Annotated in this window: 24 protein-coding genes, 1 pseudogene and 1 other annotated feature; of the genes and pseudogenes, 20 read left to right on the top strand and 5 right to left on the bottom strand. The window is 37.3% G+C overall.

All coding sequences use genetic code 11. From position 1 onward, the window contains the following. The first annotated feature begins 149 nt into the window (after positions 1–149). The gene (locus CJZ72_RS13570) at positions 150–515 is read left to right on the top strand and encodes a DUF488 domain-containing protein (RefSeq protein ID WP_005875980.1); all 366 of its coding nucleotides are present in this window, start codon (positions 150–152) and stop codon (positions 513–515) included. Further along, positions 512–2,326: an FAD/NAD(P)-binding protein gene (locus tag CJZ72_RS13565; RefSeq protein WP_095443963.1), complete on the top strand. Its 1,815-nt coding sequence runs from the start codon at positions 512–514 to the stop codon at positions 2,324–2,326. The genes CJZ72_RS13570 and CJZ72_RS13565 overlap by 4 nt, the downstream gene beginning before the upstream one ends. Before the next feature lie 65 nt (positions 2,327–2,391). On the opposite strand, the gene CJZ72_RS13560 is transcribed toward CJZ72_RS13565, so the two are convergent. Beyond that, on the bottom strand, positions 2,392–2,559 hold the full coding sequence (locus CJZ72_RS13560) for a DUF3042 family protein (RefSeq protein ID WP_081134976.1): 168 nt from the start codon (positions 2,557–2,559) through the stop codon (positions 2,392–2,394). Between the two features lie 380 nt (positions 2,560–2,939). Between CJZ72_RS13560 and galE the strand changes: the two genes are divergently transcribed. From galE to tsaD, 7 genes are all read left to right on the top strand, one after another. Then, positions 2,940–3,929: a UDP-glucose 4-epimerase GalE gene (gene galE, locus CJZ72_RS13550; RefSeq protein WP_095443961.1), complete on the top strand. Its 990-nt coding sequence runs from the start codon at positions 2,940–2,942 to the stop codon at positions 3,927–3,929. A gap of 7 nt (positions 3,930–3,936) precedes the next feature. Next, positions 3,937–5,421 carry a UDP-glucose--hexose-1-phosphate uridylyltransferase gene (gene galT, locus CJZ72_RS13545; RefSeq protein ID WP_095443960.1) on the top strand — a complete coding sequence of 495 codons (1,485 nt, stop codon included), beginning with the start codon at positions 3,937–3,939 and terminating at the stop codon, positions 5,419–5,421. Positions 5,422–5,456: 35 nt separating this feature from the next. Continuing rightward, positions 5,457–6,446 carry a LacI family DNA-binding transcriptional regulator gene (locus CJZ72_RS13540; protein WP_005875971.1) on the top strand — a complete coding sequence of 330 codons (990 nt, stop codon included), beginning with the start codon at positions 5,457–5,459 and terminating at the stop codon, positions 6,444–6,446. Positions 6,447–6,585: 139 nt separating this feature from the next. Further along, the gene (gene tsaB / locus CJZ72_RS13535) at positions 6,586–7,308 is read left to right on the top strand and encodes a tRNA (adenosine(37)-N6)-threonylcarbamoyltransferase complex dimerization subunit type 1 TsaB (protein ID WP_005875969.1); all 723 of its coding nucleotides are present in this window, start codon (positions 6,586–6,588) and stop codon (positions 7,306–7,308) included. Continuing rightward, positions 7,292–7,834: a ribosomal protein S18-alanine N-acetyltransferase gene (rimI, locus tag CJZ72_RS13530; protein ID WP_005875967.1), complete on the top strand. Its 543-nt coding sequence runs from the start codon at positions 7,292–7,294 to the stop codon at positions 7,832–7,834. The genes tsaB and rimI (CJZ72_RS13530) overlap by 17 nt, the downstream gene beginning before the upstream one ends. A gap of 5 nt (positions 7,835–7,839) precedes the next feature. After that, positions 7,840–8,307 carry a ribosomal protein S18-alanine N-acetyltransferase gene (gene rimI / locus CJZ72_RS13525; RefSeq protein ID WP_025479857.1) on the top strand — a complete coding sequence of 156 codons (468 nt, stop codon included), beginning with the start codon at positions 7,840–7,842 and terminating at the stop codon, positions 8,305–8,307. Next, complete coding sequence (gene tsaD / locus CJZ72_RS13520; RefSeq protein ID WP_081134981.1) at positions 8,304–9,317, top strand: tRNA (adenosine(37)-N6)-threonylcarbamoyltransferase complex transferase subunit TsaD; 1,014 nt, start codon at positions 8,304–8,306, stop codon at positions 9,315–9,317. Before rimI (CJZ72_RS13525) ends, tsaD begins: the two co-directional genes overlap by 4 nt. Positions 9,318–9,533: 216 nt before the next feature. On the opposite strand, the gene CJZ72_RS13515 is transcribed toward tsaD, so the two are convergent. Together CJZ72_RS13515 and CJZ72_RS13510 are read right to left on the bottom strand one after the other, a co-directional pair. Further along, positions 9,534–10,754 (bottom strand): IS110 family RNA-guided transposase, encoded by a 1,221-nt coding sequence (locus tag CJZ72_RS13515; protein ID WP_095443959.1) that lies wholly within the window; start codon positions 10,752–10,754, stop codon positions 9,534–9,536. Positions 10,755–11,490: 736 nt separating this feature from the next. After that, positions 11,491–12,669 carry an IS256-like element ISEfm2 family transposase gene (locus CJZ72_RS13510; RefSeq protein ID WP_081133701.1) on the bottom strand — a complete coding sequence of 393 codons (1,179 nt, stop codon included), beginning with the start codon at positions 12,667–12,669 and terminating at the stop codon, positions 11,491–11,493. 402 nt (positions 12,670–13,071) lie between these two features. On the opposite strand from CJZ72_RS13510, the gene CJZ72_RS13505 reads away from it, so the two are divergent. The 6 genes and pseudogenes from CJZ72_RS13505 (at position 13,072) to CJZ72_RS14430 (ending at position 17,370) form a co-directional block, all read left to right on the top strand. Continuing rightward, the gene (locus tag CJZ72_RS13505; RefSeq protein ID WP_081134982.1) at positions 13,072–13,653 is read left to right on the top strand and encodes a hypothetical protein; all 582 of its coding nucleotides are present in this window, start codon (positions 13,072–13,074) and stop codon (positions 13,651–13,653) included. A gap of 30 nt (positions 13,654–13,683) precedes the next feature. Next, positions 13,684–14,328: a class D sortase gene (locus CJZ72_RS13500; RefSeq protein ID WP_081134984.1), complete on the top strand. Its 645-nt coding sequence runs from the start codon at positions 13,684–13,686 to the stop codon at positions 14,326–14,328. A 178-nt stretch (positions 14,329–14,506) separates the two neighbouring features. Then, positions 14,507–15,358, top strand: coding sequence for a hypothetical protein (locus CJZ72_RS13495; RefSeq protein ID WP_227260540.1), 852 nt, complete (start codon positions 14,507–14,509; stop codon positions 15,356–15,358). A gap of 20 nt (positions 15,359–15,378) precedes the next feature. Further along, a complete protein-coding gene (locus tag CJZ72_RS13490) occupies positions 15,379–16,236 on the top strand; it encodes a YveK family protein (protein WP_081134985.1) in 858 nt (285 codons plus the stop codon). After that, positions 16,181–16,853 (top strand): annotated as a pseudogene (locus tag CJZ72_RS13485) (CpsD/CapB family tyrosine-protein kinase). Before CJZ72_RS13490 ends, CJZ72_RS13485 begins: the two are co-directional and overlap by 56 nt. 307 nt (positions 16,854–17,160) lie before the next feature. Then, a complete protein-coding gene (locus CJZ72_RS14430) occupies positions 17,161–17,370 on the top strand; it encodes a hypothetical protein (RefSeq protein WP_151194949.1) in 210 nt (69 codons plus the stop codon). Positions 17,371–17,577: 207 nt separating this feature from the next. On the opposite strand, the gene CJZ72_RS13480 is transcribed toward CJZ72_RS14430, so the two are convergent. After that, positions 17,578–18,279, bottom strand: coding sequence for a Crp/Fnr family transcriptional regulator (locus tag CJZ72_RS13480; protein ID WP_005875951.1), 702 nt, complete (start codon positions 18,277–18,279; stop codon positions 17,578–17,580). Between the two features lie 461 nt (positions 18,280–18,740). On the opposite strand from CJZ72_RS13480, the gene arcA reads away from it, so the two are divergent. The 4 genes from arcA (at position 18,741) to argS (ending at position 24,268) form a co-directional block, all read left to right on the top strand. Continuing rightward, the gene (gene arcA / locus CJZ72_RS13475; RefSeq protein ID WP_005875949.1) at positions 18,741–19,970 is read left to right on the top strand and encodes an arginine deiminase; all 1,230 of its coding nucleotides are present in this window, start codon (positions 18,741–18,743) and stop codon (positions 19,968–19,970) included. 89 nt (positions 19,971–20,059) lie between these two features. Beyond that, positions 20,060–21,079 (top strand): ornithine carbamoyltransferase, encoded by a 1,020-nt coding sequence (gene argF / locus CJZ72_RS13470; RefSeq protein ID WP_005875947.1) that lies wholly within the window; start codon positions 20,060–20,062, stop codon positions 21,077–21,079. 117 nt (positions 21,080–21,196) lie between these two features. Beyond that, a complete protein-coding gene (gene arcC, locus CJZ72_RS13465; protein WP_016176452.1) occupies positions 21,197–22,147 on the top strand; it encodes a carbamate kinase in 951 nt (316 codons plus the stop codon). Positions 22,148–22,304: 157 nt separating this feature from the next. After that, positions 22,305–22,505, top strand: a binding site (T-box leader). Positions 22,506–22,576: 71 nt separating this feature from the next. Continuing rightward, positions 22,577–24,268: an arginine--tRNA ligase gene (gene argS / locus CJZ72_RS13460; protein ID WP_005875943.1), complete on the top strand. Its 1,692-nt coding sequence runs from the start codon at positions 22,577–22,579 to the stop codon at positions 24,266–24,268. Between the two features lie 188 nt (positions 24,269–24,456). On the opposite strand, the gene CJZ72_RS13455 is transcribed toward argS, so the two are convergent. Beyond that, positions 24,457–24,936 carry an arginine repressor gene (locus CJZ72_RS13455; protein WP_081134987.1) on the bottom strand — a complete coding sequence of 160 codons (480 nt, stop codon included), beginning with the start codon at positions 24,934–24,936 and terminating at the stop codon, positions 24,457–24,459. Between the two features lie 392 nt (positions 24,937–25,328). Here CJZ72_RS13455 and rpsB point away from each other — a divergent pair, with 392 nt between their 5' ends. Further along, the gene (gene rpsB, locus CJZ72_RS13450) at positions 25,329–26,111 is read left to right on the top strand and encodes a 30S ribosomal protein S2 (RefSeq protein WP_005875940.1); all 783 of its coding nucleotides are present in this window, start codon (positions 25,329–25,331) and stop codon (positions 26,109–26,111) included. The last annotated feature ends 16 nt before the right edge of the window (positions 26,112–26,127 follow it).

Genomic DNA, 26,127 nt, shown 5'->3' with positions numbered 1-26,127 from the left:
TTAAAAAGTCTGAGTATCTGAAAATATTTTTTATATTTTCAAGATTCTTAGACTTTTTCTTTATGATCAGTTTTTGTAGAATTGGACAAAATCGACTATGATTTGAATCATTTATGCTATGATCGAAATAGAAGAGGAACGTGGAGTCAATGATTAAATTAAAGAGAATTTATCAAGAAAGAGAAGAAAATGATGGGGTTCGGGTTTTAGTTGATCGTATATGGCCTCGAGGAATATCGAAAGAAAAAGCACATCTTGATTTGTGGCTCAAAGAAGTTGCACCGAGTACAGAATTAAGAAAGTTTTTTGGACATGATCCAAAGCATTTTGCAGAATTTTCTAAACGATATAGCGAGGAATTGACAAAAGAGGAAGAAAAACGGATAGCAATTACCCAGTTAAAGTTGCTTCTTGAAACTTATCCGGTAGTGACGCTAGTCTATGGCGCAAAGGATGAAAAACAAAATCAAGCGGTCGTATTGAAAGAATATCTCGAGAGGAGTATCGGTGGATGAAAATTGGCATTGTAGGCGGTGGGCCAAGAGGATTGAGCATGGCTGAACGATTGTTGCGCAATGGGGCAAATGAGCAAGCACTTGAACTTATTCTATTTGATCCAGTAGGACCGGGTGGCAGAGTCTGGCGACTTGATCAACCTTCTGAATTACTAATGAATTCTGTATCTCAACAAGTGACACTTTTCACAGATGAAACGTTATCAAGCGGAGGAGTTATTTCACCTGGTCCCAATCTTTATCAATGGAGTAAGACAAACGCAGTTGACTTCATTGAACAGCAAAATATACCAATGAAAGCTGATTTTATCAAGGAATCAAGGGAGTTAAAAAAGGATGAACAATGTTCCCGCTGCTTTTACGGACTCTATCAGCACTGGTTTTATACACAATTAAATGAAGCATACCCCAAAAATCTGACTTTGGTCAAAGGGCTAGTTACTGAAATCCAAAAAAAAGAGCTGCAGTATCAACTGGAGACGGACAAACAAGTATTTATGGTAGATCAATTGGTTTTGGCTACAGGACATTGGGAAAATGAACTGATTGGGGAAGAGAAGACACTTTATGATCACGCAATGAAAGAGAACTTATTCTATCAGCCCCCTGCAAATCCGGCAGACGTTCCTGTTCAATCGATCCCATCAAAAGAAAATGTCATTTTGAAAGGATTAGGATTAAGTTTTTTCGACTACGTAGGGCTGTTCACAATTGGCCGTGGCGGTTATTTTGAAGATAAAGGGGAAAAATTGATTTATCATCCTTCTGGGTTGGAACCAGTTGTCTATTGCGGTTCGAGAAAAGGACTTCCTTATTTTCCTCGGGGAAAGAATCAAAAACAGGGAGGTGCTATGGCTTTGCCAAGATTGATCACGAGAGAAAATCTGTCAAAGCTGTATCATTCGAAGAAATTGACAGGAACCTTATTTTTTGAATTATTGAAAAAGGATACAGAATTGTTCTATTACAAAAAAATCATTGAAGAATATCAGCTAGAGATTTCAAGTGCGGTATTTGAGCAAGACTTTCTTTCTGATAAAGAAGAGCTGTGGCAACAGAAGTACCCTGAGCTAATGTCTTATCACTGGTCGTGGGATTTCTTTGCTGACCCATTGAGTTCTAGTCAAGATTTTATACCAGCAAGCAGACAGTTTATTGCATATCAGATCAATGAAGCTTTAAAGGAAAACTGTACAGGTGCGATTGCGTCGACATTCGATGCATTGAAAGATTGGCGTGATCCGATACGGCAAGCGATCGAATGGGAAATTTTTACAGTAAAGGAATATGAAGAATTGTTATGGGGTTGGTTCACTCGTCTGAATGCGTTTCTTACGATTGGCCCACCAGCAGTTCGAACAAGAGAACTAGCTGCTCTGATTGATGCCGGGATTTTTCACTTGGTCGAGCCCCCTATTGATATCCGTATGTCAGAAGGTTGTTTTTCTGTAGATTATAAAGATGTAACGGTCAAAAGTAGGTTTTTGATTGAAGCACGTGTACCTAAAAATGACCTCCTTCACACAGAAAACCCAGCTTTAAAGAGTCTAAGAAATAATCAGCTTATTCGTTCGTATACTTATCAAGACCAGAAAAAACAGTACCATACAAATGCAGTTGATGTCATTCGAGGAACAAACCAAGTTGTGAACCAAAAAGGAAAGGTAGAGGAGACGGTTTATTGTATCGGTATCCCAGTTGAAGGCGTAGCTTGGTTGACGGCTGCCGTTTCAAGACCTTACACTGATCCTTGGAATTTAAGACAAATCGACCAAATCGCACAACATATATTGCAGAGTAAAAGGATATAAAAAAAGACCTAAAAGTACGACTCTTTTAAGAAAGGGCGTCTCTTAGGTCTTTTCTTAAAGCAAAATTAGCGAGAAACACGTTTACGCATTGCTTTTTTTCGATTTTCTTCGATCAATGCTTCCTTCTCATCGATTGGATCAATGACTGTTTTTTTGACTGAAGCGACTAAACCAGCAACTGCAGCGGCTGTTGCCAGACTACCTACTAAAATACCTGATACAAATTTTTTCATCTCAAACACCTCGTTTATTAGTTGTTACCTCTATTATGGAACAAAATGGAAAAAAAGACCAGTCTGAGGTCTAAAAACTGAAAACCTTTGCAATTAATTGTTGAAAAAATTTACTAAATGTTTTATTATAAATTTACTAAATAAAAAGAAAGTATTTTACAAAAGGCTGGGACAGAAGTGTTTAACTCCGAGAAATAAGAAGAAATTAACGAAAAGTGCTTTTCAAATTTTTGTGGATTTCGGCTTTTTTAAGAAGGAGTTGCTTCTGCTCCCACCGTTTATTCGTTTTTGAAGAATGAGACAAAAGTGTTTCTTACTTTTGTCCCACGCTCTTCAAGAAGTAAATGTTTGATTAAAAAGAAGAAAAAAGGAGTGGGCATATGTCAATTTTAGTTTTAGGTGGTGCAGGTTATATTGGTTCCCATGCTGTGGATCAATTAATCAATAAAGGCTATGAAGTAATCGTGGTGGATAATTTATTGACTGGTCACAAAGCAGCAGTCCATCCAGATGCATGTTTTTATGAAGGCGATATTCGCGACAAAACTTTTTTGAAATCTGTTTTTGAAAAAGAAACGATTGAAGGAGTTCTTCATTTTGCTGCTAGTTCATTAGTAGGTGAGTCAGTCGAAAAACCGTTAAAATATTTCAACAACAATGTCTATGGTATGCAAGTGTTATTGGAAGTCATGCATGAATTTGATGTTAAAAATATCGTATTCTCTTCGACTGCTGCAACCTATGGCGAGCCAAAAGAATTCCCGATTACAGAAAGTACCCCAACGAATCCTAAAAATCCTTATGGTGAAAGCAAACTGATGATGGAAAAAATGATGAAGTGGTGTGATAATGCCTATGGAATGCGGTATGTCGCTTTACGCTACTTCAATGTGGCTGGTGCTAAATCGGATGCCTCTATAGGAGAAGATCATACACCAGAAACCCATTTAGTTCCAATCATCTTGCAAGTAGCGTTAGGTCAACGTGAAGCATTAGCTATTTATGGGGATGACTATGATACACCAGATGGGACATGCGTCAGAGATTATGTACAAGTAGAAGATCTGATTGCCGCACACATCTTAGCTTTAGAATATCTAAAAGCCGGTAACGAAAGCAACTTCTTCAATCTAGGAAGTAATCAAGGCTATTCAGTGCAAGAGATGCTTGAAGCAGCTCGAGAAGTGACAGGAAAAGAAATTCCAGCAAAAATTGCTCCTCGACGAGCAGGCGACCCAAGTCGATTAGTCGCTTCAAGTGCAAAAGCACAAGCGATTTTAGGTTGGCAGCCGAAATTTACAGACGTGAAAGAAATTATTAAAACTGCTTGGGATTGGCATGTCAGCCATCCTAATGGTTACGAGGAGTAGAGGAAAGATGACAATCAGTCAAACGATTTGCGATTTTACTACGTTAGCGATCGAAGCGGGTGGATGGATGGAGATGGACCGGATCTATCTACAAAATAGGATCAACGGCATGATCGGCGAAGAGGCAATGGATGTGTACCAAGTCCGTTCCGTCAATGAGGGTTCAGTGGATTTATTGGATCGTTTAGTCGAGCAAGCACAAAAAAATGGAATAGTTTCTGACTTAACAGCGGAAAAAGAAATTTTCGAAGCACAACTGATGGACTTTTTGACTCCTCCACCTTCTGTAGTCAATGCATTTTTTGCGCAACATTATGCCAACGACCCTGAAGAGGCAACGAACTATTTCTTTGATTTGAGCAAGCGAAATGACTACATCAAGACCCGAGCTATCGCAAAAAATATCCAATATACCTACCCATCAGATTATGGCGAGCTGGAAATCACGATCAATTTATCGAAACCTGAGAAAGATCCCAAACAAATTGCAGCTGAAAGACAAGCTGCGAAAGTTGATTACCCTAAATGTATGCTGTGTATGGAAAACGAAGGATACAAGGGGCGCTTGAATTATCCAGCGCGGACGAATCATCGGATCATTCGTATGAACTTGGATGGCGAAAGTTGGGGATTTCAATACTCACCTTATGCTTACTACAATGAGCATTCGATCATTCTTTCAGAAGAACATCGGCCAATGAGAATCACGAAGGAGGCTTTCGCTCGTTTACTGAAGATTACCGAAGTCTTGCCACACTATTTTGTTGGTTCAAACGCTGATTTACCGATCGTAGGGGGATCGATCTTATCTCACGATCACTATCAAGCAGGACGTCATGAATTTCCAATGGCAAAAGCGCCAATAGAAAAATTGATCAAATTATCTGATTATCCGCAAGTAATTGCTGGAATCGTCAAGTGGCCGATGTCTGTGATCCGTTTACAAGCGACAGATCGACATGTATTAGTCGAAGCGGCTACAAGCGTGTTGGGAAAATGGAAGAACTATTCTGATCCAGCAGTAGAAGTCAATGCATTTTCTCCAGATGGAACACCACACCATACGATTACACCGATAGCAAGAAAACGGGATAACTATTATGAACTTGATTTAGTGTTACGTGACAATAATACGTCAGAAGAACATCCAGAAGGGATCTTCCATCCGCATCGGGATATCCAACATATCAAGAAAGAAAACATTGGCTTAATCGAAGTCATGGGGATAGCAGTTTTACCGCCACGCTTAAAACCAGAATTAGCAGAGGTTAAAAATTATCTATTAGGAAAAGACCATCATATTGCGGATTATCATGTGGAATGGGCGGATCAGCTCAAAGCTGAACACCCAGAATTGACTGAGAAATCAGTGGACAATATCGTCTTTGAAGCAGTAGGAAAAGTTTTTGCACGTGTATTAGAAGACGCGGGTGTTTTCAAACGTGATGAAGAAGGACAAGCTGCTTTTGAACGCTTTACTGCAGGGTTATAAGAAAATGGATGGAAAACGGAGAGGCGGGAGAGACAGTGGCAACAATTAAAGATATTGCTCGGTTGGCAGGTGTTTCTCCTGCTACCGTTTCGAGAGTTCTTAACTATGATAGCGAGCTGTCAGTTGCTTTAGAGACAAAGAAAAAAATTTTTGAGGTCGCAGAAAGTTTGAATTATACGAAGCATCTTAGAAATGGTTCTGCAAGCAAACAAACTGTGCGTCTGATCCAATGGTACAATGATCAGGAAGAATTAGAAGATCTGTATTATCTTGCGATCCGTCTGGGGATTGAGAAGAAAGCGGAAGAGTTGAATATTGCGCTACTAAAAGAAACGTGGGATTCGGTAAGTGAGAAGCCAGCAGATGGAACAATTGCTTTAGGTAAGTTCGATACACATCAATTAGTGGAATTGAAAAAATCACAAGCGAACCTTCTCTTAGTTGATTCAGATGGGACCAATCACGGTATCAATTCTTTGATCGTTGATTTCTCTTCAAGTATTAAAAAGATCATTGATTATTTCAAAAATCAAGGGGCAAGAGAGATCACGATGCTTGCTGGCAAAGAGTATACAAAAAAGAGCCGCCAAAGAGTCAGTGATCCGAGGAGCAGTGCATTCAAACAGCTTATCGCTGCAGAGGGATTGCAGGGGACAATTATCGAAGCAGATTTTTCCGTAGAATCCGGGTACCAAGTGATGAAGGAACATTTAGAAAATCATCAGAAAGTTCCAACTGCGCTGTTTGCGGCAAATGATGCATTAGCTATCGGTGCATTAAAAGCTATTACGGAAAAAAATTATAGAGTTCCACAAGATATTTCGCTGATCGGTTTTAATGATGTCAGTGTAGCAAAATATGTTTCTCCGCCACTTTCAACGGTGAAGGTCTATACAGAATGGATGGGAGAGCTTGCAGTTGAAACACTGGTTCAAGGGATGAATGAAAAATCTCCTGTTTCAAGAAAGATAATTGTCGGAACGGATCTCATCTTGCGAGGATCAACGAACCCAATCAGTAAGTAATAGAATAAGTATAAATAAGGAAAAGAGTTGTGTATTTGTTACAACTTTTTTTCTTTTTTGCTGAAATTCTTTTTTCTTTTCTTTGCTAGAAGTATGCTACAATATAAAACGACAGTAGTAAGTAGAAAGGAATAAATAAATGATTACATTAGGAATAGATACAGCCAATCAAACTTTAGCAGTTGGAGTGATCGATGATAATCACATTTTGGGTCAAGTACAAATCAATGTAAAAAAGAATCATAGTATCAGCTTGATGCCAACTATTGATCAATTGTTTTCAGCAATCCAATTGACACCCGATGCAGTTGATCGGATCGTTGTTTCGGCAGGACCTGGCTCCTACACAGGATTGCGGATCGGTGTGACTACAGCTAAGACATTAGCATATACATTAAAGAAAGAATTAGTCGGCGTATCAAGTTTGAAGGCTATTGCAACAAATTGTAGCGGAATTGAAGGGCTTATCGTGCCTATTTTCGACGCAAGAAGAAAAAATGTCTATAGTGCAATCTATCGTCAAAAGAATGGGGATCTTGAAACAGTGTTAGCAGATACTCATATCTCGCTAGCAGAGCTGTTTGACCATTTAAAAGGATCGAATGAATCTATTTTGTTTGTCGGGGAAGACTGCCAAAAGTTCTCTGCAGAGATTGCTGAAAACTTACCAGAAGCAACAATCAATCGCCTTGCGGAATGGAACATACCTAATGGAGCGACTATAGCTAAAATGGGTGCCGCTGATGATCCTGTTGAAGATATCCAAAACTTTTTACCGCGCTACTTAAAGAAAGTGGAAGCAGAAGAAAAATGGTTAGAGACTCATAGTCCCGGAGAAGAAAGTTATGTTGAAAAAATTTAAAGCATATGCCAGAAGTTTGTTCTACGAAAAAAAGAGTTTCTCAACGAAAACTGTAGAAATAAAAGGACAAGCCTATCAGTTCAAAGAATTGAATCCGAATGATGTGAAAGATTTATTAGCGGTTGAACGTGCTGTATATGACGGAGAGCTGCCTTGGACAAAAAGTGCTTTTTTATCAGAAATGAAATCGCCTTTTTTAAATCTATATCTGGGAGTGTTTCAGGGAAACGAACTTATAGGCTTTATTGGTGCAAGAATCTTTGGGTTTGATTGCCATATCACGAATATTGCTGTTATCCCAACTTATCAACGAAAAAATCTTGGAACGAAACTGATTGACGAAATAGAAGATTTTGCTATAATGAATCGCTGTGAGACTCTTTCTTTAGAAGTCAGGATCAGTAATCAGGATGCGCAAAGACTCTATCGAAAATTAGGGTTCCAATCACGTAAAGTAAGAAAAGGCTACTATACTCAAACGAACGAAGACGCTTTAGACATGGTAAAATTTTTAGAAAATGAGTGAAACTAGTGATTTATAAAAAAAATAAGTTTAAACCAGAAGAGTTGGCGGAATGTTTATGGACCCTTTGCGAAGAAGCTTATGAATATGGGTCGCCTTGGACGAAGAGTCAGTTTTTAGCAGATATCCTTCAGCCGCATACTGATTATTGTATATTAGTCGAACATTCGACAATTCAAGGGTTTCTAAGTTATTCTAACGTAATGGATGAGACGGAAATCACAAATATCGCAGTGGCAAAAGCGATGCAACATAGAGGTTGTGCGCGAACTCTGTTAAGATTTTTATTGGCTGAAGAGAAAAAAGCGGGCACGTATACAGTCTTTTTAGAAGTAAGACTATCCAATACACCCGCCCGAAAACTTTATGAATCAGAGAAGTTTCGGATGTTAGGTAAACGAAAATCTTATTACCACAATCCGGTAGAAGATGCGATTATTATGAGTACAAAGTTAAAAACGGAGACGATAAAATGAATGAAGAATTGATTCTGGCAGTTGAATCAAGTTGTGATGAAACGAGCGTAGCGATCGTAAGGAACGGAAACGAGATCTTATCGAATATTGTTGCCTCACAAATAAACAGCCATAAGCGGTTTGGCGGTGTCGTACCTGAAGTTGCAAGCCGTCATCATGTAGAACAGATCACTTTATGTATTGAAGAAGCAATGACAGAAGCGAAAGTCACAGTTGAAGAGTTAAGTGCTGTAGCAGTTACGTATGGACCAGGTCTAGTCGGTTCGTTATTGATTGGAATTTCTGCTGCTAAGGCATTTGCTTGGGCAAATCATTTGCCGTTGATCCCTGTCAACCATATGGCAGGTCATATCTATGCTGCTCGGTTCGAAAAACCATTTAAATTTCCATTACTTGCGTTACTAGTCAGTGGTGGACATACAGAACTAGTTTACATGCAAGAAGATGGCGACTACGAAATCATTGGAGAAACGAGAGATGATGCAGCTGGTGAAGCGTATGATAAAGTAGGTCGTGTCTTAGGCTTGAGTTATCCAAGCGGCAAGGAAATCGATCAACTAGCCCACCAAGGTCAAGATGCGTATCACTTTCCACGAGCAATGATCCATGAAAATAACTATGATTTCAGTTTTAGTGGGTTAAAAAGCGCATTTATCAATCTTGTGCACAATGCAGAACAACGTGGTGAAAAACTTGATAAAAATGATTTAGCTGCCAGTTTTCAGGCAAGTGTGATCGACGTTTTGGTAAACAAAACGATTCGAGCCTGTCAAGAGTACCCTGTGAAGCAACTAATCGTCGCTGGAGGAGTAGCCTCTAATCAGGGGTTACGAGAAACACTTGAACAAACGCTAACTGAAACCTTACCAGAGATAGAATTATGTATCCCACCATTAAGACTTTGTGGGGATAATGCAGCAATGATCGGAGCAGCTGCACATGTCGAATTACAAAAGAAACATTTTGCAGACTATCGATTGAATGCAGACCCTAGTTTGATATTGAATTAAAACGTATCTATCAAGGCTTTGCCGCTCCCACCGTTTATGCGTTTTTAAAGAACGTGGAACAAAAGTGTTTCTTACTTTTGTTCCACGTTCTTTCCTACGTTTAGTCAAGTACTTTTTTCTATTGGTTTTTATCAAGAAAAAAGTATACGAAATAAGCCTAATAAATTAGAAATTTTTTTATTAGGTATGCTATAATTCTAGGTAAGGATATATTCCTTATTGGTCGTTAGAGGCCGTGTATGAGTAATCATACGGACTTGAATGTCGTACCATCGAATGGAGACATTTCAAGAGCTTGTTGATGCAGGCGACGAGCGCAACCTTATGCTTTTTGGGCGAAGGTTGCGCTTTTAGTTTATAGTAATAGTCCACAAGATGATTGGGCCCCGCCGCTTGTTGTCGAATCATGTTCATCATAATAAAATACAAATTTTTTCGGGCCTTCGGATTCCCATGTTTATTCATGTGTTCTTTGGCTGTATATTTTCCAGATTGATATCTTCTGGTATCAACACCGACGAAAGCATTCAATTGCTTATGAGAAGAAAAACGCCGAATATCCCCTAATTCACCAATAATGAGTCCTGCAGAAAGTTCACCAATTCCAGGGATACTTTGATAGAAATCAAATTCTATTGTTTGTTTCGCAATGTCAACTAGCTGTTTGGCGAGTTGTTCTTTTGTTACAAGCAATTGTTTCAATTGTTGGGCATAATACACGACTTTTTGAACAGAAATACTTTGTCCAGATTCAGCTGGATAAGAATTTTGCGCAAGTGAAAGTAAGGTTTGTGCTTTAGCCAAGGCTTTTTGATCGGAGATTTTTTTATCCGTATTTTTCTTTAACACATTTTTTACCTTAGTTTGGCTTAAGTGTGCCAAGTAATCAGGGTGGGGGAAAAGTTCGACAAGATTCAAGGCGAGTTTTGATAACCTGTTCGTGAAAAGTGTTTCCAATTCTGGGAAAGTCAATTGTAAAGCGGTATGCAGGTTCATTCTCGTGCGTTTAATGTCCCTTTCAATTTGTTGATAAAAGCGTGCAAAATCGCGTGTTTGTTTATAGACTTCTGTTTGAGATTGTTTTTGTTTCCGCAAAAATTGACCGTGTGTTTGTGCCAGTCGATGGGCATCTCGTTTATCCGTTTTGACTGAACGTAAGTCAATATTCAGTTGTCTTTTCGCTTCTAAAGGGTTTAATAAACAATAGGCGAAATGATTCTTTTGACAAAAAGTTTCAATGACTCTTGAATAAACCCCCGTTGCTTCAAAAACGATTTGTGGTCGTTCTGGAAGAGCATAAATTTCTTGAAGAAGTGCATTGAAATGTGTTTTATCGTGAAGAATTTCTTGTTCAAAAAGACAAGTATTTTCATGATAAATAACGACATAACTTTTTCCCATTGAGACATCTAAAGCAAGTACATACATAATTTTCATCTCCTAAGAAGTGTTGAAAGATTCTTCACTGCTTCATTTCGTTCCTAATTTCCTTTACACGGGCTCGAAGCCCCAACATACTTAAACCAGGTTTTAAAATGACAGTGAAGAAGACCATTTTTTGTTTGGGACTCGTAGTCCAAGAAAGTGTGGTCGGTCTTTCTTTCACAACCAACTATACGCTTAAAAGAGCGTTAGAGGGTAATTTCATCCGTCGATGAATTTACCCTCTAATCTTAGTATGTTTTTAAAATTTCCGAAAAACCTGACTTGTTTATTCGAGAGTCTGTAGCGAAACTGATTTTTAGATTTTTCCCACATACTTTTTTATATTCTACTTCATTCAACGAGCATGATTTCTATAAGGGGTTTAGTGATGGTTGATCCGTCACGTTTTTCAGGCTATTTACAACCAACGTGCTCATGATCTAGTTCTCTTTGAGAGGGTCAAGGAAATAGTTAGTCAAAATATTTTTATCACGATGGAATAAGGTGCGCTTAGTACTCATATAAATAATTAGTTTTTTAGAAAAAATAAAGAAGTAATAAAATCAAAAAAATGGGAATAAAAATTTCTTGATATGGAAATTTTTGTTCGAATAATTTCTGATCGATACGTACATAAAATATAAATAACAGATAAACTAAGGATAAGATAAGTTTTAGTCTTTTATGAGATTCTTTGGGAGCGTCAATAATTTTGTGTAAATAACTCGTCCTTCTGCAAAATAATGGGTTACTCAGTAAACATTGAAGCTAATGTATCCGTCACTTGTTGGAAGCCTTTATGGCTTCTATTTAAGAATTTTTGATTGTATGTATCAAAGATGGATACTAGGAAACGCTCTAGTGATTCTTCATTTTGAAACTGCTCTTTTCTGCGGCTGTATTTCTTGATTTGTTTATTGAAAGATTCGATTAAATTAGTTGAGTAAATGCTTCGGCGGATACCAGGCGGAAACTCATAAAAAGTCAATAAATCTTGATTTTTTATCAGTGACTGCGTCACTTTAGGATAAGTTTTCTGCCACTTCTCAATCATACTCCCTAAAAAGGTATTTGCCTCTTCCTTTGAGCTAGCTTGATAAACAGCCTTAAAATCATCACAGATTTCTTTTCGATCTTTGACACGTACTTTATGAGCAATATTACGGGAAACGTGAACACAGCAATGTTGGTATTTAGCTTTAGGATAAATCTGGTGAATCGTATCTTTCATGCCTTTTAAGCCATCGGTAATAAACAGTAAGACATCATGAACCCCTCTGGAGTAAATGTCCTCTAACAACTCATTCCAAACGTAGGTCGATTCAGTCGGAGCAATCGCATAACTTAGTACTTCTTTAGTGCCGTCTTCTCGTATACCAATGGCAATATAGATTGCTTCTTTGGAGACGGTTTGCCGTTTTAAAGGAATATAAGTAGCATCCATGAAAATAGCGACATACTTATCATTTAGAGTTCTAACTTTAAATGCATTTACTTCTTCAGTCAGCACTTTAGTCATGTTGGACATGGTTTGGGGCGTGTAGTGATGCCCATACATTTTCTCAATCAAGTCTGCGATTTCCGACATGGTAATACCTTTTCGGAAGAGGTGAATGACGGTCTCCTCTAAGGTATCATTCGTCCGTCTATAAGCAGGAACAGTCTGTTGCTTGAACTCGCCGTTGCGGTCGCGCGGAATCTGGAGATGAAGTTCCCCGTACTCGGTCTTGACCGTACGGTCATAGGAGCCGTTACGAGAATTACCCGTGTTAAAACCAATGCGATCGTACTTTTCGTAATCGAGGAAAGCCGTTAACTCCGTTTTGAGAAGCGTATTGACAGCTTTTTCCAAATGGACACGGAATAATTCATTCAAATCGCCTTTGTTCGCTAGAGTCTTTAGAATTTCTGTAGTAAAATCGTTCATATGGAAGTCCTCTTTTCTGTGAATGTGTTGTGGTAACTCTATTCTACAGAAGGGACTTCCTTTTTTCTATTTACACAAAATATTTTACACTCTCGATTCTTTCGCTTTTTATATAAATAATACGATTATTTTTCCGTTTTTTAAAGTAATTGTTGTTATTTTTATAATACTTGATAATATTTGTGTTGTGATTTATTAAAAAGAGTTGGAATTCATTTTCTATTTTTATTTTTTGTGTGTATAGCTATTTTATTGCGTTTGTTATTTTTGGATTCGTTATTTATCCAATTGTCTTAAAGAAAGGTATATGCTAATATAAAATTGTAGAGATGCTTATATATGTTATTTTTTTATTTCGGGGGTATAAGCCTTTCAAATTTAAAAAAAGGAGGTCCAATCAAAATGAAAAACGTTGGAAAGTATGTATTAGTAGTGTTACTAAGTTTCTTTTTTACGAGTTCTGTAGCTGCTGCTGGGGCTATTTCGGTAAAAGAGCAATTGATTTTGGATGAATTAACTCAGAAACTTGAAGTCCAAGGAAATGAATTTCAAGTTCCAGAAACATACATCACACAAACAGAAAATTATTTAAAGCAAAATGATTTAGCGGAATCGCAAACACTGGTTGTGATCAATAATATTCGGCAAGCAAAATCGTTGATCAAAAATTTAGATACCGACTTGTCTAATGTTCATTCTTTGGATGAATTAATTAAGCGCATTCCGAGAGATTCTGTTGTAGAACTTCAGCGACTTATCACAGAATCAGCAGACGTGTTGGGTTTGGTTGTTCTAAGTTGGAATGAGGGGCATGTCGAATTAGGCACTCAAAATCCAGACGGTACGACTTCAGCTGTTTTTAGTTCGGAGCAGCCAATCAAACAAACGGGCGCAGTACATATATCTAGTTTTCTTGCAATTGGCTTATTGCTATTGACCGCAACAGGAGCGTTCATAATCGGTAAGAAAGTAAAACTTGCATAGAAAACAAAAAAAATTAAAAAGGATCGGGGGATGATAGTGATCCCAATCCTTTTCTTATTGTGTGGCTATTCTCTCGTATATATCGTAGGGCGACCTGTCATTCATTTTACTTCGTCTTCGTTACAACTATTTCTTCTGTCTGAGCTTCCAAAATTTGAAAAAAATGAGCAGACATTGCCTGAATTAGACAGGCAAACGATCGAAACCAATGAACAAACAATTTTTTCCAGTCAAATTGTTTATCCTCGAGCTGGTTATCGATATGGAAGAGTAGTAGCAGACTCGGTAAGTCTGGATGTGCCTTTGTATTACGGAGATTCAGCTGAAATACTACGTCAAGGTGCTGGACAATATATGGGTTCGGTCTATCCAGGCGAGTTGGGGACTACTCTAGTAGCAGGACATAATGCAGATGAATTTGGTAAATTGATCGCAATAAAAAAAAGCGATGTGATCCAAATAATAGCAAGTTATGGCGATTATAGTTATCAGATTTATAAAATAGCTGTGCTTGATAAAAATGCTGAAGAAATCAAATTATTACTGACACAAAAAGAGCAACCTAAATTGATCCTTTATACTTGCTATCCCATCGATAGTATTGGGCTGACAGATCAACGACTATTCGTTTTTGCTGATCTTATAAAAGGTCCATTGATTCAAGAACATAAATGATTATCTGGGTAAAAATATCCCGATTTTAGGTATGCTTTTTCTCAATTTAGATTAGAGCGTAAGGAGGACTCGCCGAAGTTAATTATTACATAGATCATCTAAACGTTTTGGAAATTGTATTTCGTTATTCAGAACATTTAGAATAAAAGTGGATAATTTATTTTTGGAAAAATAGAAAATGAGCAAAAAAAAATGGCGAAAAGTAGCAAGAATGATCGTAGCGTTTCTCTGCTCTCTTAGTGTGTATTTTGCGTGTACTTTGACAATCATTAGAATGACATTATGTAATCAACTATTTATGGAAAATACTGTTGCATCGTCAAATTATGTTGAAATAGTAACGGCTGAGATTAATCATACGATAAGTGATCTTGGAAGAGGAAGCAATATCCCAGAAAACGTATTGAGTAGTGTAGTAACAGAAAAACAGGTCGAAGAGAACATCATGAGCTATATTCATAGTTTGTATTCAGATTCAGTTTTTCAAATAAAAGGATCAAGCATAGTGCAACAAACAGTGAAAGAAAAAATTGTGGATTATGCAAAAAATAAGAATTATCCACTTGATGGGCCAGTCCAATTGACGATAGAGACACTACAAGCATCAGCTGTGACTGCTGTACAACAAGCGATTGAAATGCGTTCGCTCAATATATATGGGAAGAAATTGCTTGCTTATAAAAAAATGATCGATTTATTCATTGTGTTTTCTTTGACGGTATCTTTCAGTTTGTTTGCGTTCATCCTTTCTCTGAATAGACGTTTTTGGCATCGAGTATTACGTTATTTAGCATACATTCTTTGTAGTTCAAGTTTAATGTTAGTGACACTTCCGCTTATTTTATATGTAAACCAAATCGTTGAAAGAATAGGGATTTCTTCGAAAACGCTTTATCTTTTTCTTACGACATATGTGAATCATTTTATTTTGATGTTCATCAAATGGGGGGGAGTTATATTATGCATTAGTATCATTTGCTTTTGGGGGAGTGAATATACCAGACGAAAAACAATAACCAGCAAAAATTAAGTAGAAAAGGTGGCGAAAGAATGGAAGAAATGGTCAGCTTGGGAGAAATGTTCATCTTATTGAAGAAGCGATTATTGCTGATCATCCTGACTACAGTAGTAGGATTGGCAGGGGCATTGGCAGTCACTCATTTTTTTATTACACCTAAATTCAGTGCATCAACTGAATTGATCGTTCAATCAAAAAATAATAGTACGGTTGTGAATCTTCAATCAGATGTAAATGCGAATGTACTGTTGATTAATACATATAAAGATATGATTTTAGGAGATGTCGTCCTCAATGCAGTAAATGAAAAATTATTGTCTGAGAGAACTTACCAAGCGACAAAAAGTGAACTGACGGAGATGATAAATGTCATCCAGTCAGCGGATTCTCAGATGTTTCAAATAAAGGTAACGACTGATGACCCGGAAAAATCAGCTGCTATTTCCAATATTCTTGCAACGATCTTCAAAGAAAAAGCAACAGAAGTTTTGGATGTGAGTAGAGTAACAGTCACCTCACAGGCGCAAAGTAATGCGATGCCAGTTTCGCCTAATAAAAAATTAAACATGGTTATTGGAGGTTTGTTTGGTCTAGCATTAGGGATAGGAATTGTATTTTTATTGGAAATTCTTGATAAAACAGTCAAAGATGAACGTTTTATTACAGAAACACTTGCACTTCCTATTTTGGGTACAGTCAACGAAATGAATAGTAAAGAACTTGATAAAGGACGAGCTGTTCAGGTAACAAATAAAACAACAGAAAATAGAGAAATAAAGAGAGTCGAATACAACAAAATCAAGTCTAAGGAGCGTTTGGATGAAAAAGAAAAACATGATTATGCCTGTTTCGCTGATCAGCGTAGCAGATCAAACGGCTACGATTCCTGAGCAATACCGAGCGATACGCTCAAATATCCAATTTACTTCAATTGATCAAGAGTTGAAAACATTGGTAGTTACTTCATCAGGTCCAGGTGAAGGGAAGTCGACAACCTCAGCAAATCTAGCGGTAGTTTTTGCGAATAGTGGAAAGAAAGTCTTACTAGTAGATGCGGATTTAAGAAAACCTAGTGTTGCTTTAACATTTCATTTGTCAAATATTAATGGATTAACTAATTTATTAGGCTCCAAAGAAAAGGATATTCAGGAATGTATTGTTGAAACGATGATCGACAATTTATGGGTGATGACAAGTGGACCTAAACCACCAAATCCTTCAGAAATGTTGGATTCTAAACGCATGATGGATATCATTGCGGAGCTAAAAAAGCAATATGACTTGATTATTTTTGATACGCCACCTGTAGCCTCGGTAACTGATGCCCAAATATTATCAGCCAAAACAGATGGAGTAGTGCTAGTCGTTCGTGAGCGAAAAAACGATCAAAAAAGATCTATTGAAAGCAAAAAAACTTTTAGCCATTGCAAAAGCCAATATATTAGGTATCGTTTATAATGGTGTGAAGAAAAGCAGTGAATACGATTATTACTATTATCATCGATGAACGGAGGATAAAATGGTCGATTTATAGAACTTCTGAACGAGAAAGCCCACGGTTTTAATCGTGAAATGATAGTGAAGTAGATATGAGGGTTCTCTAATACATAGATTAGCTTCTTTATTCGAACGATAGGCATCATTCCCATTATAAACTCTGAGTGGAATCGATCAATCCAAGAAAATCCAAATTACCTACTTCCTTATCTGAATGTGGGATGTTTAGCACAATTAAGGCCTTTAGCTTAGTAGGAATCTATGGTAAAAAAGTACAATAGTTAAGTGAAAAATTAATTGCACATCATTTGGTCCAGATGGTTGCTTCAAACCTAAGGAAGATTTGTTTATTTTTTTCTTCTGCTGTGATCATGATGGTGGGAACAAGAATAGTATCTACCCACATGCCACCAACATTACTTACAAACCTTTTCCAAGTTAGTATGGGATTTTTGATCTATTTCAGTTTGACTGCAGTAAGTAAGGTGAACCCAGTAATCGATTATTTCTTCAAAAAAGTGAAGTAGTCGATACATTGAATGGTTGAGATAAAAAAAGGTCGAGATAAAAGTCGTTTAGGTTTGGAAAATTGGAGAAAAAAACGAACAATACGTTTTTTTGTATTGCTCGTTTTTTTGAAATTTCCGAAAAACCTGACTTTTGGACGCTGTTTATTCGAAATTATGGTCTGTAGCAAAACTAATCATTAGATTTGTCCCATATTCTCTTCATAGTTATTCTCTTAATGCCGGCGTGACCGCCGCTTTGCAAAAAGTAAATCGTTTCTTTTCATAATCCAGTAATCCTGAATCCTTTAATTGCTTGATTACTTGTCCTGCCGTTTCTCTTGTTGTACCACTATTTACAGCTAGTTCTTTTAATGTAATAGGGTAAGGAATATGGATATGCCCATCTTCTGTAGGAACACCTAGCTCTTCTTTTAAAACAAATAAGTTTTGTTTCACTCTGTCGAACGCGCTAGAAGTCAACCCGATTTGAATCCGAAGTTCATGCATCTCAACAACTTTGGATAATTTATGGATCATATAAATCAGATATTTTGAATTTTTTTTAGCAATTTTTTCGTAAAAAGAAACTGGAAAAGAGAATGTCTCGATGTCAGTCATTGCTTGTGCTGTGTAGGTATAAGTGCTTTCTTCAAAAATTCCAGACATAGGAAAGAGGTTGTTTGCAGCAACATAGTCATAATAATAATACGTGGCGCTTTCATCATAGCGTTCTAAACGAACCAGACCTTCTGTAAGAATATAGAGACGTTGGCGTTCGTCTCCTTCATCAAAGAGAATTTGTCCCTTTTTATAAGAACGAAGGATTGCATGTTCTTTTATCTGCTCAAATTCATCATCAGTAAAGTTTTCAAAATCAGGTTGATACCGTAGTTTTGAAAAGTGAAAATCAATTCTATTTACCCGCATAAAATTTCCGCTCCTTACTTTTAACTATTAATATTGTGGCTTTTTTTTCGAAAAAAGTAAAGTTATTACTTTGGATAAAAATTTCTGTTTTTTTTCTTTATAAAAAAATTTTTTTGTTATTATGTAAAAATTATACATTCGATTTGAATAATGTCGTTTTCCACCTGCTTATTCTGTATAAAAAACAATAATCACTAATAAAGTAATCGCTAACATGATTGAAAAAGAAGTATTTTTTAGCTTATTCAAAAAATATTTTTTTATGAATAAATATTTTTTTGATAGTGATTTCAGTATAAATAAAGAGAGAAAAGTTGATAAAAAATGTAAAAACGTTTAATTATTTAATTATCCTTTAATAATGTGAAAAAACTCTCGTTTTAGATGAGATGAAATTATGAAAGAGATTACAAAAGGGCTGTATTCTAAGTATGTAATCAAAACGAAGGAGGCAACACAACATGGAAAAACCTATTCACGTTTTCTCTGAGATAGGAAAGTTAAAGACAGTTTTATTGAAACGACCTGGACAAGAAGTGGAAAATTTAACACCAGACATCATGGACCGTTTGTTGTTCGATGATATTCCCTATCTACCAATCGCACAAGAAGAACATGATAATTTTGCAAAAACATTGCAAAATGAAGGCGTCGAAACTTTGTATCTGGAAAAATTAGCAGCAGAAGCAATCGATGCAGGTAATGTGAAAGAGCAATTCTTGAACAAAATGTTAGACGAATCACACATTGCATCGGCTGCTGTAAGAGACGGTCTTCATGAGTTCCTTCTATCAATGGAAACACAAGAAATGGTAGATAAAATCATGGCTGGGGTACGTACGAAAGATATCGAAGTCCGTTCAAATAGTTTATACGACTTATCAGCTGATGACGATTATCCGTTTTATATGGATCCAATGCCAAACCTTTACTTCACTCGCGACCCTTCCGCATCAATGGGAAATGGGATGACTGTCAACAAAATGACATTTGAAGCTCGCCGACGCGAATCGATGTTTACAGAATATATTTTGAAACATCATCCTCGCTTCGCTAACAAAGGGGTAGAAGTTTGGTTAGATCGTGAAAACCCAGATCATATCGAAGGCGGCGATGAATTGATCCTAAGCGATAAAGTAGTCGCAGTCGGGATTTCTCAACGTACCAGTGCCAAAGCGCTAGAAAAATTAGCACGTCACTTATTCGAAAAAAATTCAGGATTTGAAAAAGTATTGGCTATCAAGATTCCAAATAACCGCGCAATGATGCATTTGGATACGGTATTTACAATGGTTGATCACGATAAATTCACGATTCATCCAGCAATCCAAAGCAAAGAAGGAAAAATCGATGTCTTTACGATCGAGCCTGCAGGTGATGACATTAAAATCAGTCACTCAGATGATCTTCATGCGACAATGAAAGAAGCGTTAGGCTTAGACGATCTAGTCTTGATCCCAACCGGAAATGGCGATGCCATCGTTGCTCCTCGTGAACAATGGAATGACGGCTCAAATACGTTAGCAATCGCTCCTGGAGTTGTGGTGACTTACAACCGTAACTATGTTTCTAACGAATTGTTACGCAGCTATGGTATCAAAGTGTTGGAAATCAATTCAAGTGAATTGTCACGTGGCCGTGGCGGTCCTCGCTGCATGAGCCAACCATTAGTACGTGAAGATTTGAAATAGTTTGTTTCCCAGTGGCAGTCTAACTGTCAGCTGTCGCTGGGTTTCCTCTTTAAAAACTAAATAAAACAACCTAAAGGAGAATGTTAGTTATGAAAGAATCAGTATTTCAAGGAAGAAGTTTATTAGCAGAAAAAGATTTTACAAAAGAAGAATTACAGTATTTGATCGATTTTTCTGAACACTTAAAAGATTTGAAAAAACGCGGGATTCCTCATCACTACTTAGAAGGGAAAAATATTGCTCTTCTATTCGAAAAAACTTCTACTCGTACACGTTCAGCATTTACTACTGCAGCAATCGATCTAGGTGCACATCCTGAATATCTTGGTGCAAACGACATCCAATTAGGCAAAAAAGAATCAACTGAAGATACTGCCAAAGTATTAGGTCGAATGTTTGACGGTATTGAATTCCGTGGCTTTAGCCAAAAAATGGTTGAAGAACTTGCTGAATTCTCAGGCGTACCTGTATGGAATGGTTTAACAGATGAATGGCACCCAACACAAATGATCGCTGACTTCTTGACTATCCAAGAAAACTTTGGAACTGTTGAAGGTATTACAGTGGCTTACTGTGGAGACGGCCGTAACAACATGGCTAATTCATTGCTTGTAACTGGTGCTATTTTAGGAACAAATATGCGTATTGTCGCACCTAAAGACTTACAGCCAGAAGAAGAAATCGTGAAGATGGCAGAAGGATTCGCTGCTAAATCTGGTGCAAAATTAATGATCACTGATGACGTCGACAAAGGTGTGGACGGAGCAGATGTCCTTTACTCAGATGTTTGGGTATCAATGGGTGAAGAAGATAAATTTGAAGAAAGAATCAAATTATTGAAACCTTATCAAATCAACATGGAAATGGTTGAAAAAACACATAACACAGACCGTTTGATTTTCTTACACTGCTTACCAGCATTCCACGATACAAACACAGTTTACGGTGAACAAATGAAAGAACGTTTTGGTATTACAGAAATGGAAGTAACGGACGAAGTATTCCGCAGTAAATATGCTCGCCAATTTGATCAAGCAGAAAATCGTATGCATTCGATCAAAGCAATCATGGCAGCGACACTTGGAAACTTGTTCATCCCTCGTGTCTAACGTTTAACCACATTCATCTCATCGATAAAACGAGTCAGCTTTCCTCATTGTAGCAAATTGCTGGCTTGTTTTGTCATCGGAAAAATTCAGAATTATCTGAAGAAAGGAAGACGAAATATGGCCAATCGTAAAGTAGTTGTCGCATTAGGAGGCAACGCAATTTTATCTACTGATGCTAGCGCAAAAGCACAACAAGATGCACTGAAGGAAACAGCAAAATATTTAGTGAAATTCATTGAACAAGGAGATGAACTGATCATCTCACATGGGAACGGACCTCAAGTTGGGAATTTATTGATCCAACAACAAGCTGCTGATTCAGAAAAAACTCCAGCAATGCCTTTAGATACTTGTGTCGCAATGACGGAAGGTTCTATCGGCTATTGGTTGCAAAATGCTATGGGTGAAGTTCTCAAAGAAAAAAATATCGATAAGGATGTTGTTTCTTTAGTCACTCAAGTAATCGTTGATGAAAATGACCCATCCTTCAAAAATCCAACGAAGCCTGTTGGACCATTCTTCACCGAAGAAGAAGCAAAAGGCCAAATGGAATCAGACTCAGCTGCTACCTTTAAAGAAGATGCAGGCCGTGGATGGAGAAAAGTGGTTGCTTCCCCTAAACCAATCTCAATCAAAGAAGCTCGAGTTATCAAAGCACTAGTTGAACAAGGTGTCATCACTGTTTCTGTTGGTGGCGGAGGTATCCCAGTGGTAGAAACAGCCACTGGTCTTGAAGGAAGAGAAGCAGTCATCGATAAAGATTTTGCCTCTGAAAAGTTAGCGGAGATCATTGATGCAGATCTATTGATTGTTTTGACAGGTGTCGATAATGTCTATGTAAATTATCAAAAACCAGATCAAAAGAAACTGGAAACTGTTACAGTATCAGAAATGAAACAATATATTGATGAAAATCAATTTGCACCAGGAAGTATGTTGCCTAAAGTTGAAGCAGCCATTGCATTTGTTGAAGCAAAACCAGATGGGAAGGCTATCATTACTTCACTAGAGAACATTGAAAATCTTCTAGCATCTGAAGAAGGAACGATCATTGTAGCAGACAAATGAACTGCGTAAGAGCAATTGAGACTCCTTAGAACATTCACTTTGCTAAAAAATGTCCAGTCGGAATTTATTCTCCTTTAGGCCTTCTGGACATTTTTTTATAAGAAATCCTAGCCATTAATTTTTTTATCTGTTATAATTCATGTTAAGTTTAATAAGTTACAGTTTGCTGAACAAGAGAGTAATTGTATAAATCTGATCAAAGCGAGTTTGGAGCTGGTGGAAGCCAAACGAAGAAAATACAATGAAGCGCACTTGGAGAACTCTGTCTGAGACAGACGGTCATCTGCCGTTAACAGATAAAGTGGGTCCTAAAGAATAGGACAATTGGAGTGGTACCGCGGGATAACTCGTCTCTAGTAATTATACATGTATAATTACTAGAGATTTTTTTTGTTTTTAGCAAACCAAGTATCAATAGGAGGAAGTCAAATGAACAATAAAGATGTGGTTGCAAAAGCCGTTTATGATGTCGTTAAAGAAGATTTAACACTCGAAGAAGTAGAGAAACTATTGGAAAATCCAAAATCTGCGGATCATGGAGATGTGGCATTTCCTGCTTTCTCATTAGCAAAAATCTATCGAAAGGCACCACAGCAAATCGCGGCAGATTTAGCCGAAAAAATAGATTCAACTAATTTTGAAAAAATCGAAGTTGTGGGTCCCTATTTGAATTTCTTTATGAACAAAGCAGTGATCAGTAAAGATGTTCTAGCTTCTGTCGTAAAAGAAAAAGAACACTACGGAGACAGCACGATCGGCAATAATGGAAGCGTACCGATCGACATGTCTTCACCAAATATCGCAAAACCAATTTCTATGGGACATTTGCGTTCTACTGTTATCGGAAATTCCATTGGATTTATTATGGAAAAATTAGGGTATCAACCAATCCGCATCAATCACCTAGGTGACTGGGGCACACAGTTTGGTAAATTGATCGTTGCCTATAAAAAATGGGGATCAGAAGAAGCAGTAAAATCTGAACCAATCAATGAATTATTACGTTTGTATGTCCAATTCCATGAAGTAGCAGAAACAGAACCAGAATTGAATGACGAAGCGCGTTCTTGGTTCAAACGTTTAGAAGAAGGCGACAAAGAAGCAATCGAACTATGGCAATGGTTCCGCGATGAGTCAATGAAAGAGTTCAACAAAATCTATGACCTGTTAGAAGTTCGCTTTGATTCATTGAATGGAGAAGCATTCTACAATGATAAGATGGATGAGATCGTTGAACTTTTAGAAGAAAAACATTTATTGAACGAAGATAAAGGTGCGGAAATCGTTGACCTTTCAGAATACGATTTGAATCCAGCACTGATCAAAAAATCAGATGGTGCAACGCTATACATCACTCGTGATTTGGCAGCTGCTCTTTATCGCAAACGTACGTATGACTTCAAGCAATCTCTATACGTTGTTGGGAATGAACAAAGTTACCATTTCAAACAATTAAAAGCTGTCTTGAAAGAATTAGGATTTGACTGGTCAGATGATATGCATCATATTCCATTTGGATTGATCACTCAAGGTGGTAAGAAATTATCAACACGTAAAGGAAAGATCGTTTTATTGGAAGAAGTGCTTAATGAAGCAATTCAATCAGCAAAAGAACAAATCAGTGAGAAAAATCCTGATCTAGCAAATAAAGATGTTGTAGCTAAACAAGTTGGGGTAGGGGCAGTTATTTTCCATGATTTAAAAAATGATCGTTTGAATACCTTTGACTTCAATCTTGAAGAAGTCGTTCGTTTTGAAGGTGAAACTGGCCCATATGTACAATATACACATGCTCGTGCCATCAGCTTGATGGAAAAAGCAGGATTTAAACCATCAGAAGAACACACATATGCATTAGATGATGAAAACAGCTGGGAAGTAGTGAAGCTGATCCAAAAATATCCAGAAACAGTACTATCAGCTGGTGAAAAATATGAACCTTCAATCATTGCAAAACATGCAATCAAATTAGCACAAGCGTTCAATAAATATTACGCACATACAAAAATCTTGGCGGAGGATGATCAAAAAGAATCTCGCTTAGCTCTTGTGTATGCAGTATCAGTGCTTTTGAAAGAAGATTTACGCTTACTTGGTCTACATGCGCCAGATAAAATGTAAAAAGGCACGATTCCACTAGAAAGTACCAAAACTCATCAGAAGAACAGATGAGTGAATCAAATGTTTTTGTTTTAAATAGCCAAAAAAAAGCTGTCCATCACGACCCTCTAGTTTGTGATGGACGGCTCTTTTGAATGAGGTAAGCAAGGGGAGAACGGACATCCTAAATACAATAAGCCCTTACTGAACTAAAAAATAGATGCATCTTTTGGATGATGTAAAAAGTCTTCAACTAATTGTGCATCCGCTTCGTTTTGAGAAATGATGATCGTAGTATCGAACCCGGCAATTGTGCTAACGATGTGAGGTGGTTTGATTTCATCCAACACAGCAGCGAAAAGGGGTGCGTTGTCCGGTAAAGTATGAACGATTGTCAAAAAGTGGACGCGTTCTACTTTTAAAACAATATCTTCGATCATTTGGATCAGCCGTTTTTCATCCTCGTTTTTTGCTTCTGATCCTTCTTTTCCCTGAAAGAACACAAAGCGTGAAATGCCATTCTCGTCAGGGGCTTTGACGATTTTTAAATCACGGATATCGCGAGAAATCGTTGCTTGAGTAGCATTAACACCGTAGTCACTCAATTTTGCTAACAATTCTTCTTGTGTACGGATCGTAAATTCATCGATCACCTGTTTAATCAATAAATGTCGCTCAGCTTTACGCATATTCTTTCTCCTTTACGAAAGATTTCACATGTATCATATCAAAAAATAAAAGAATTTCCCAATAATAATTTGTTTTATGAGATAACTCTAGTAAATAAGGCTCCTTTTATGGTTGCGCTATCATTTTAAAACAGGAAGATTAAAAGTTATAAATAAAGAATGAGATTTTTCTTGATATTTAACAGTATATCAGGTAAAATATTGAATGTTGAGCAGAAAATCCTTATTAAGTATTGCGTAGCAAGTCAGTTGCTTGTATAATACTCGAGGATGCTGAACTGCATCAATAAATCCACATTCTCGTTGGATCGTTGATAGGTGCTTGCAAAAGTTTGTCAGCGAGGTAGAAGACAAGAAGAGGGAAAATAAAACCAAATCGGAGGAAACAAAAAATGGCAGTAATTTCAATGAAACAATTACTAGAAGCTGGCGTACACTTTGGTCACCAAACACGTCGCTGGAACCCAAAAATGAAGAAATATATCTTCACAGAAAGAAACGGAATCTACATCATTGACTTACAAAAAACAGTTAAGTTAGTAGATGCAGCTTACGACTACATGAAAAACGTTGCAGAAGAAGGCGGCGTAGCTTTATTTGTAGGTACTAAAAAACAAGCACAAGAAGCAATCAAAGATGAAGCAACACGTGCTGGACAATACTACGTTAACCATCGTTGGTTAGGTGGAACATTGACTAACTGGGATACAATCCAAAAACGTATCAGCCGTTTGAAACAAATCAATGCAATGGAAGAAGACGGAACTTTTGAAGTTCTACCTAAAAAAGAAGTTGCTGGTTTGAACAAACAACGTGAACGTCTTGAAAAATTCTTAGGCGGTATCGCTGATATGCCAAGAATCCCAGATGTAATGTACATCGTTGACCCTCGTAAAGAACGTATCGCTGTTCAAGAAGCGCATAAATTAAATATCCCTATCGTAGCTATGGTTGATACAAACTGCGATCCAGATGAAATCGACGTAGTTATCCCTTCAAATGACGATGCAATCCGTGCCGTTAAATTGATCACTTCAAAAATGGCTGATGCATTCATCGAAGGAAACCAAGGTGAAGATCAAGTAGTTGAAGAAGATTTTGTAGCAGAAAACACTGCAACATCAATCGAAGAAATCGTTGACGTTGTTGAAGGCGACAACTCTTCAGCAGAATAATTCTTAAATGATGGAG

The organism is Enterococcus durans, assembly GCF_002277935.1.
Taxonomy (GTDB): Bacteria; Bacillota; Bacilli; order Lactobacillales; family Enterococcaceae; genus Enterococcus_B; species Enterococcus_B durans.
Note: the sequence above shows the minus strand (reverse complement) of the source record. Positions and strands in the feature narration are given on the sequence as shown.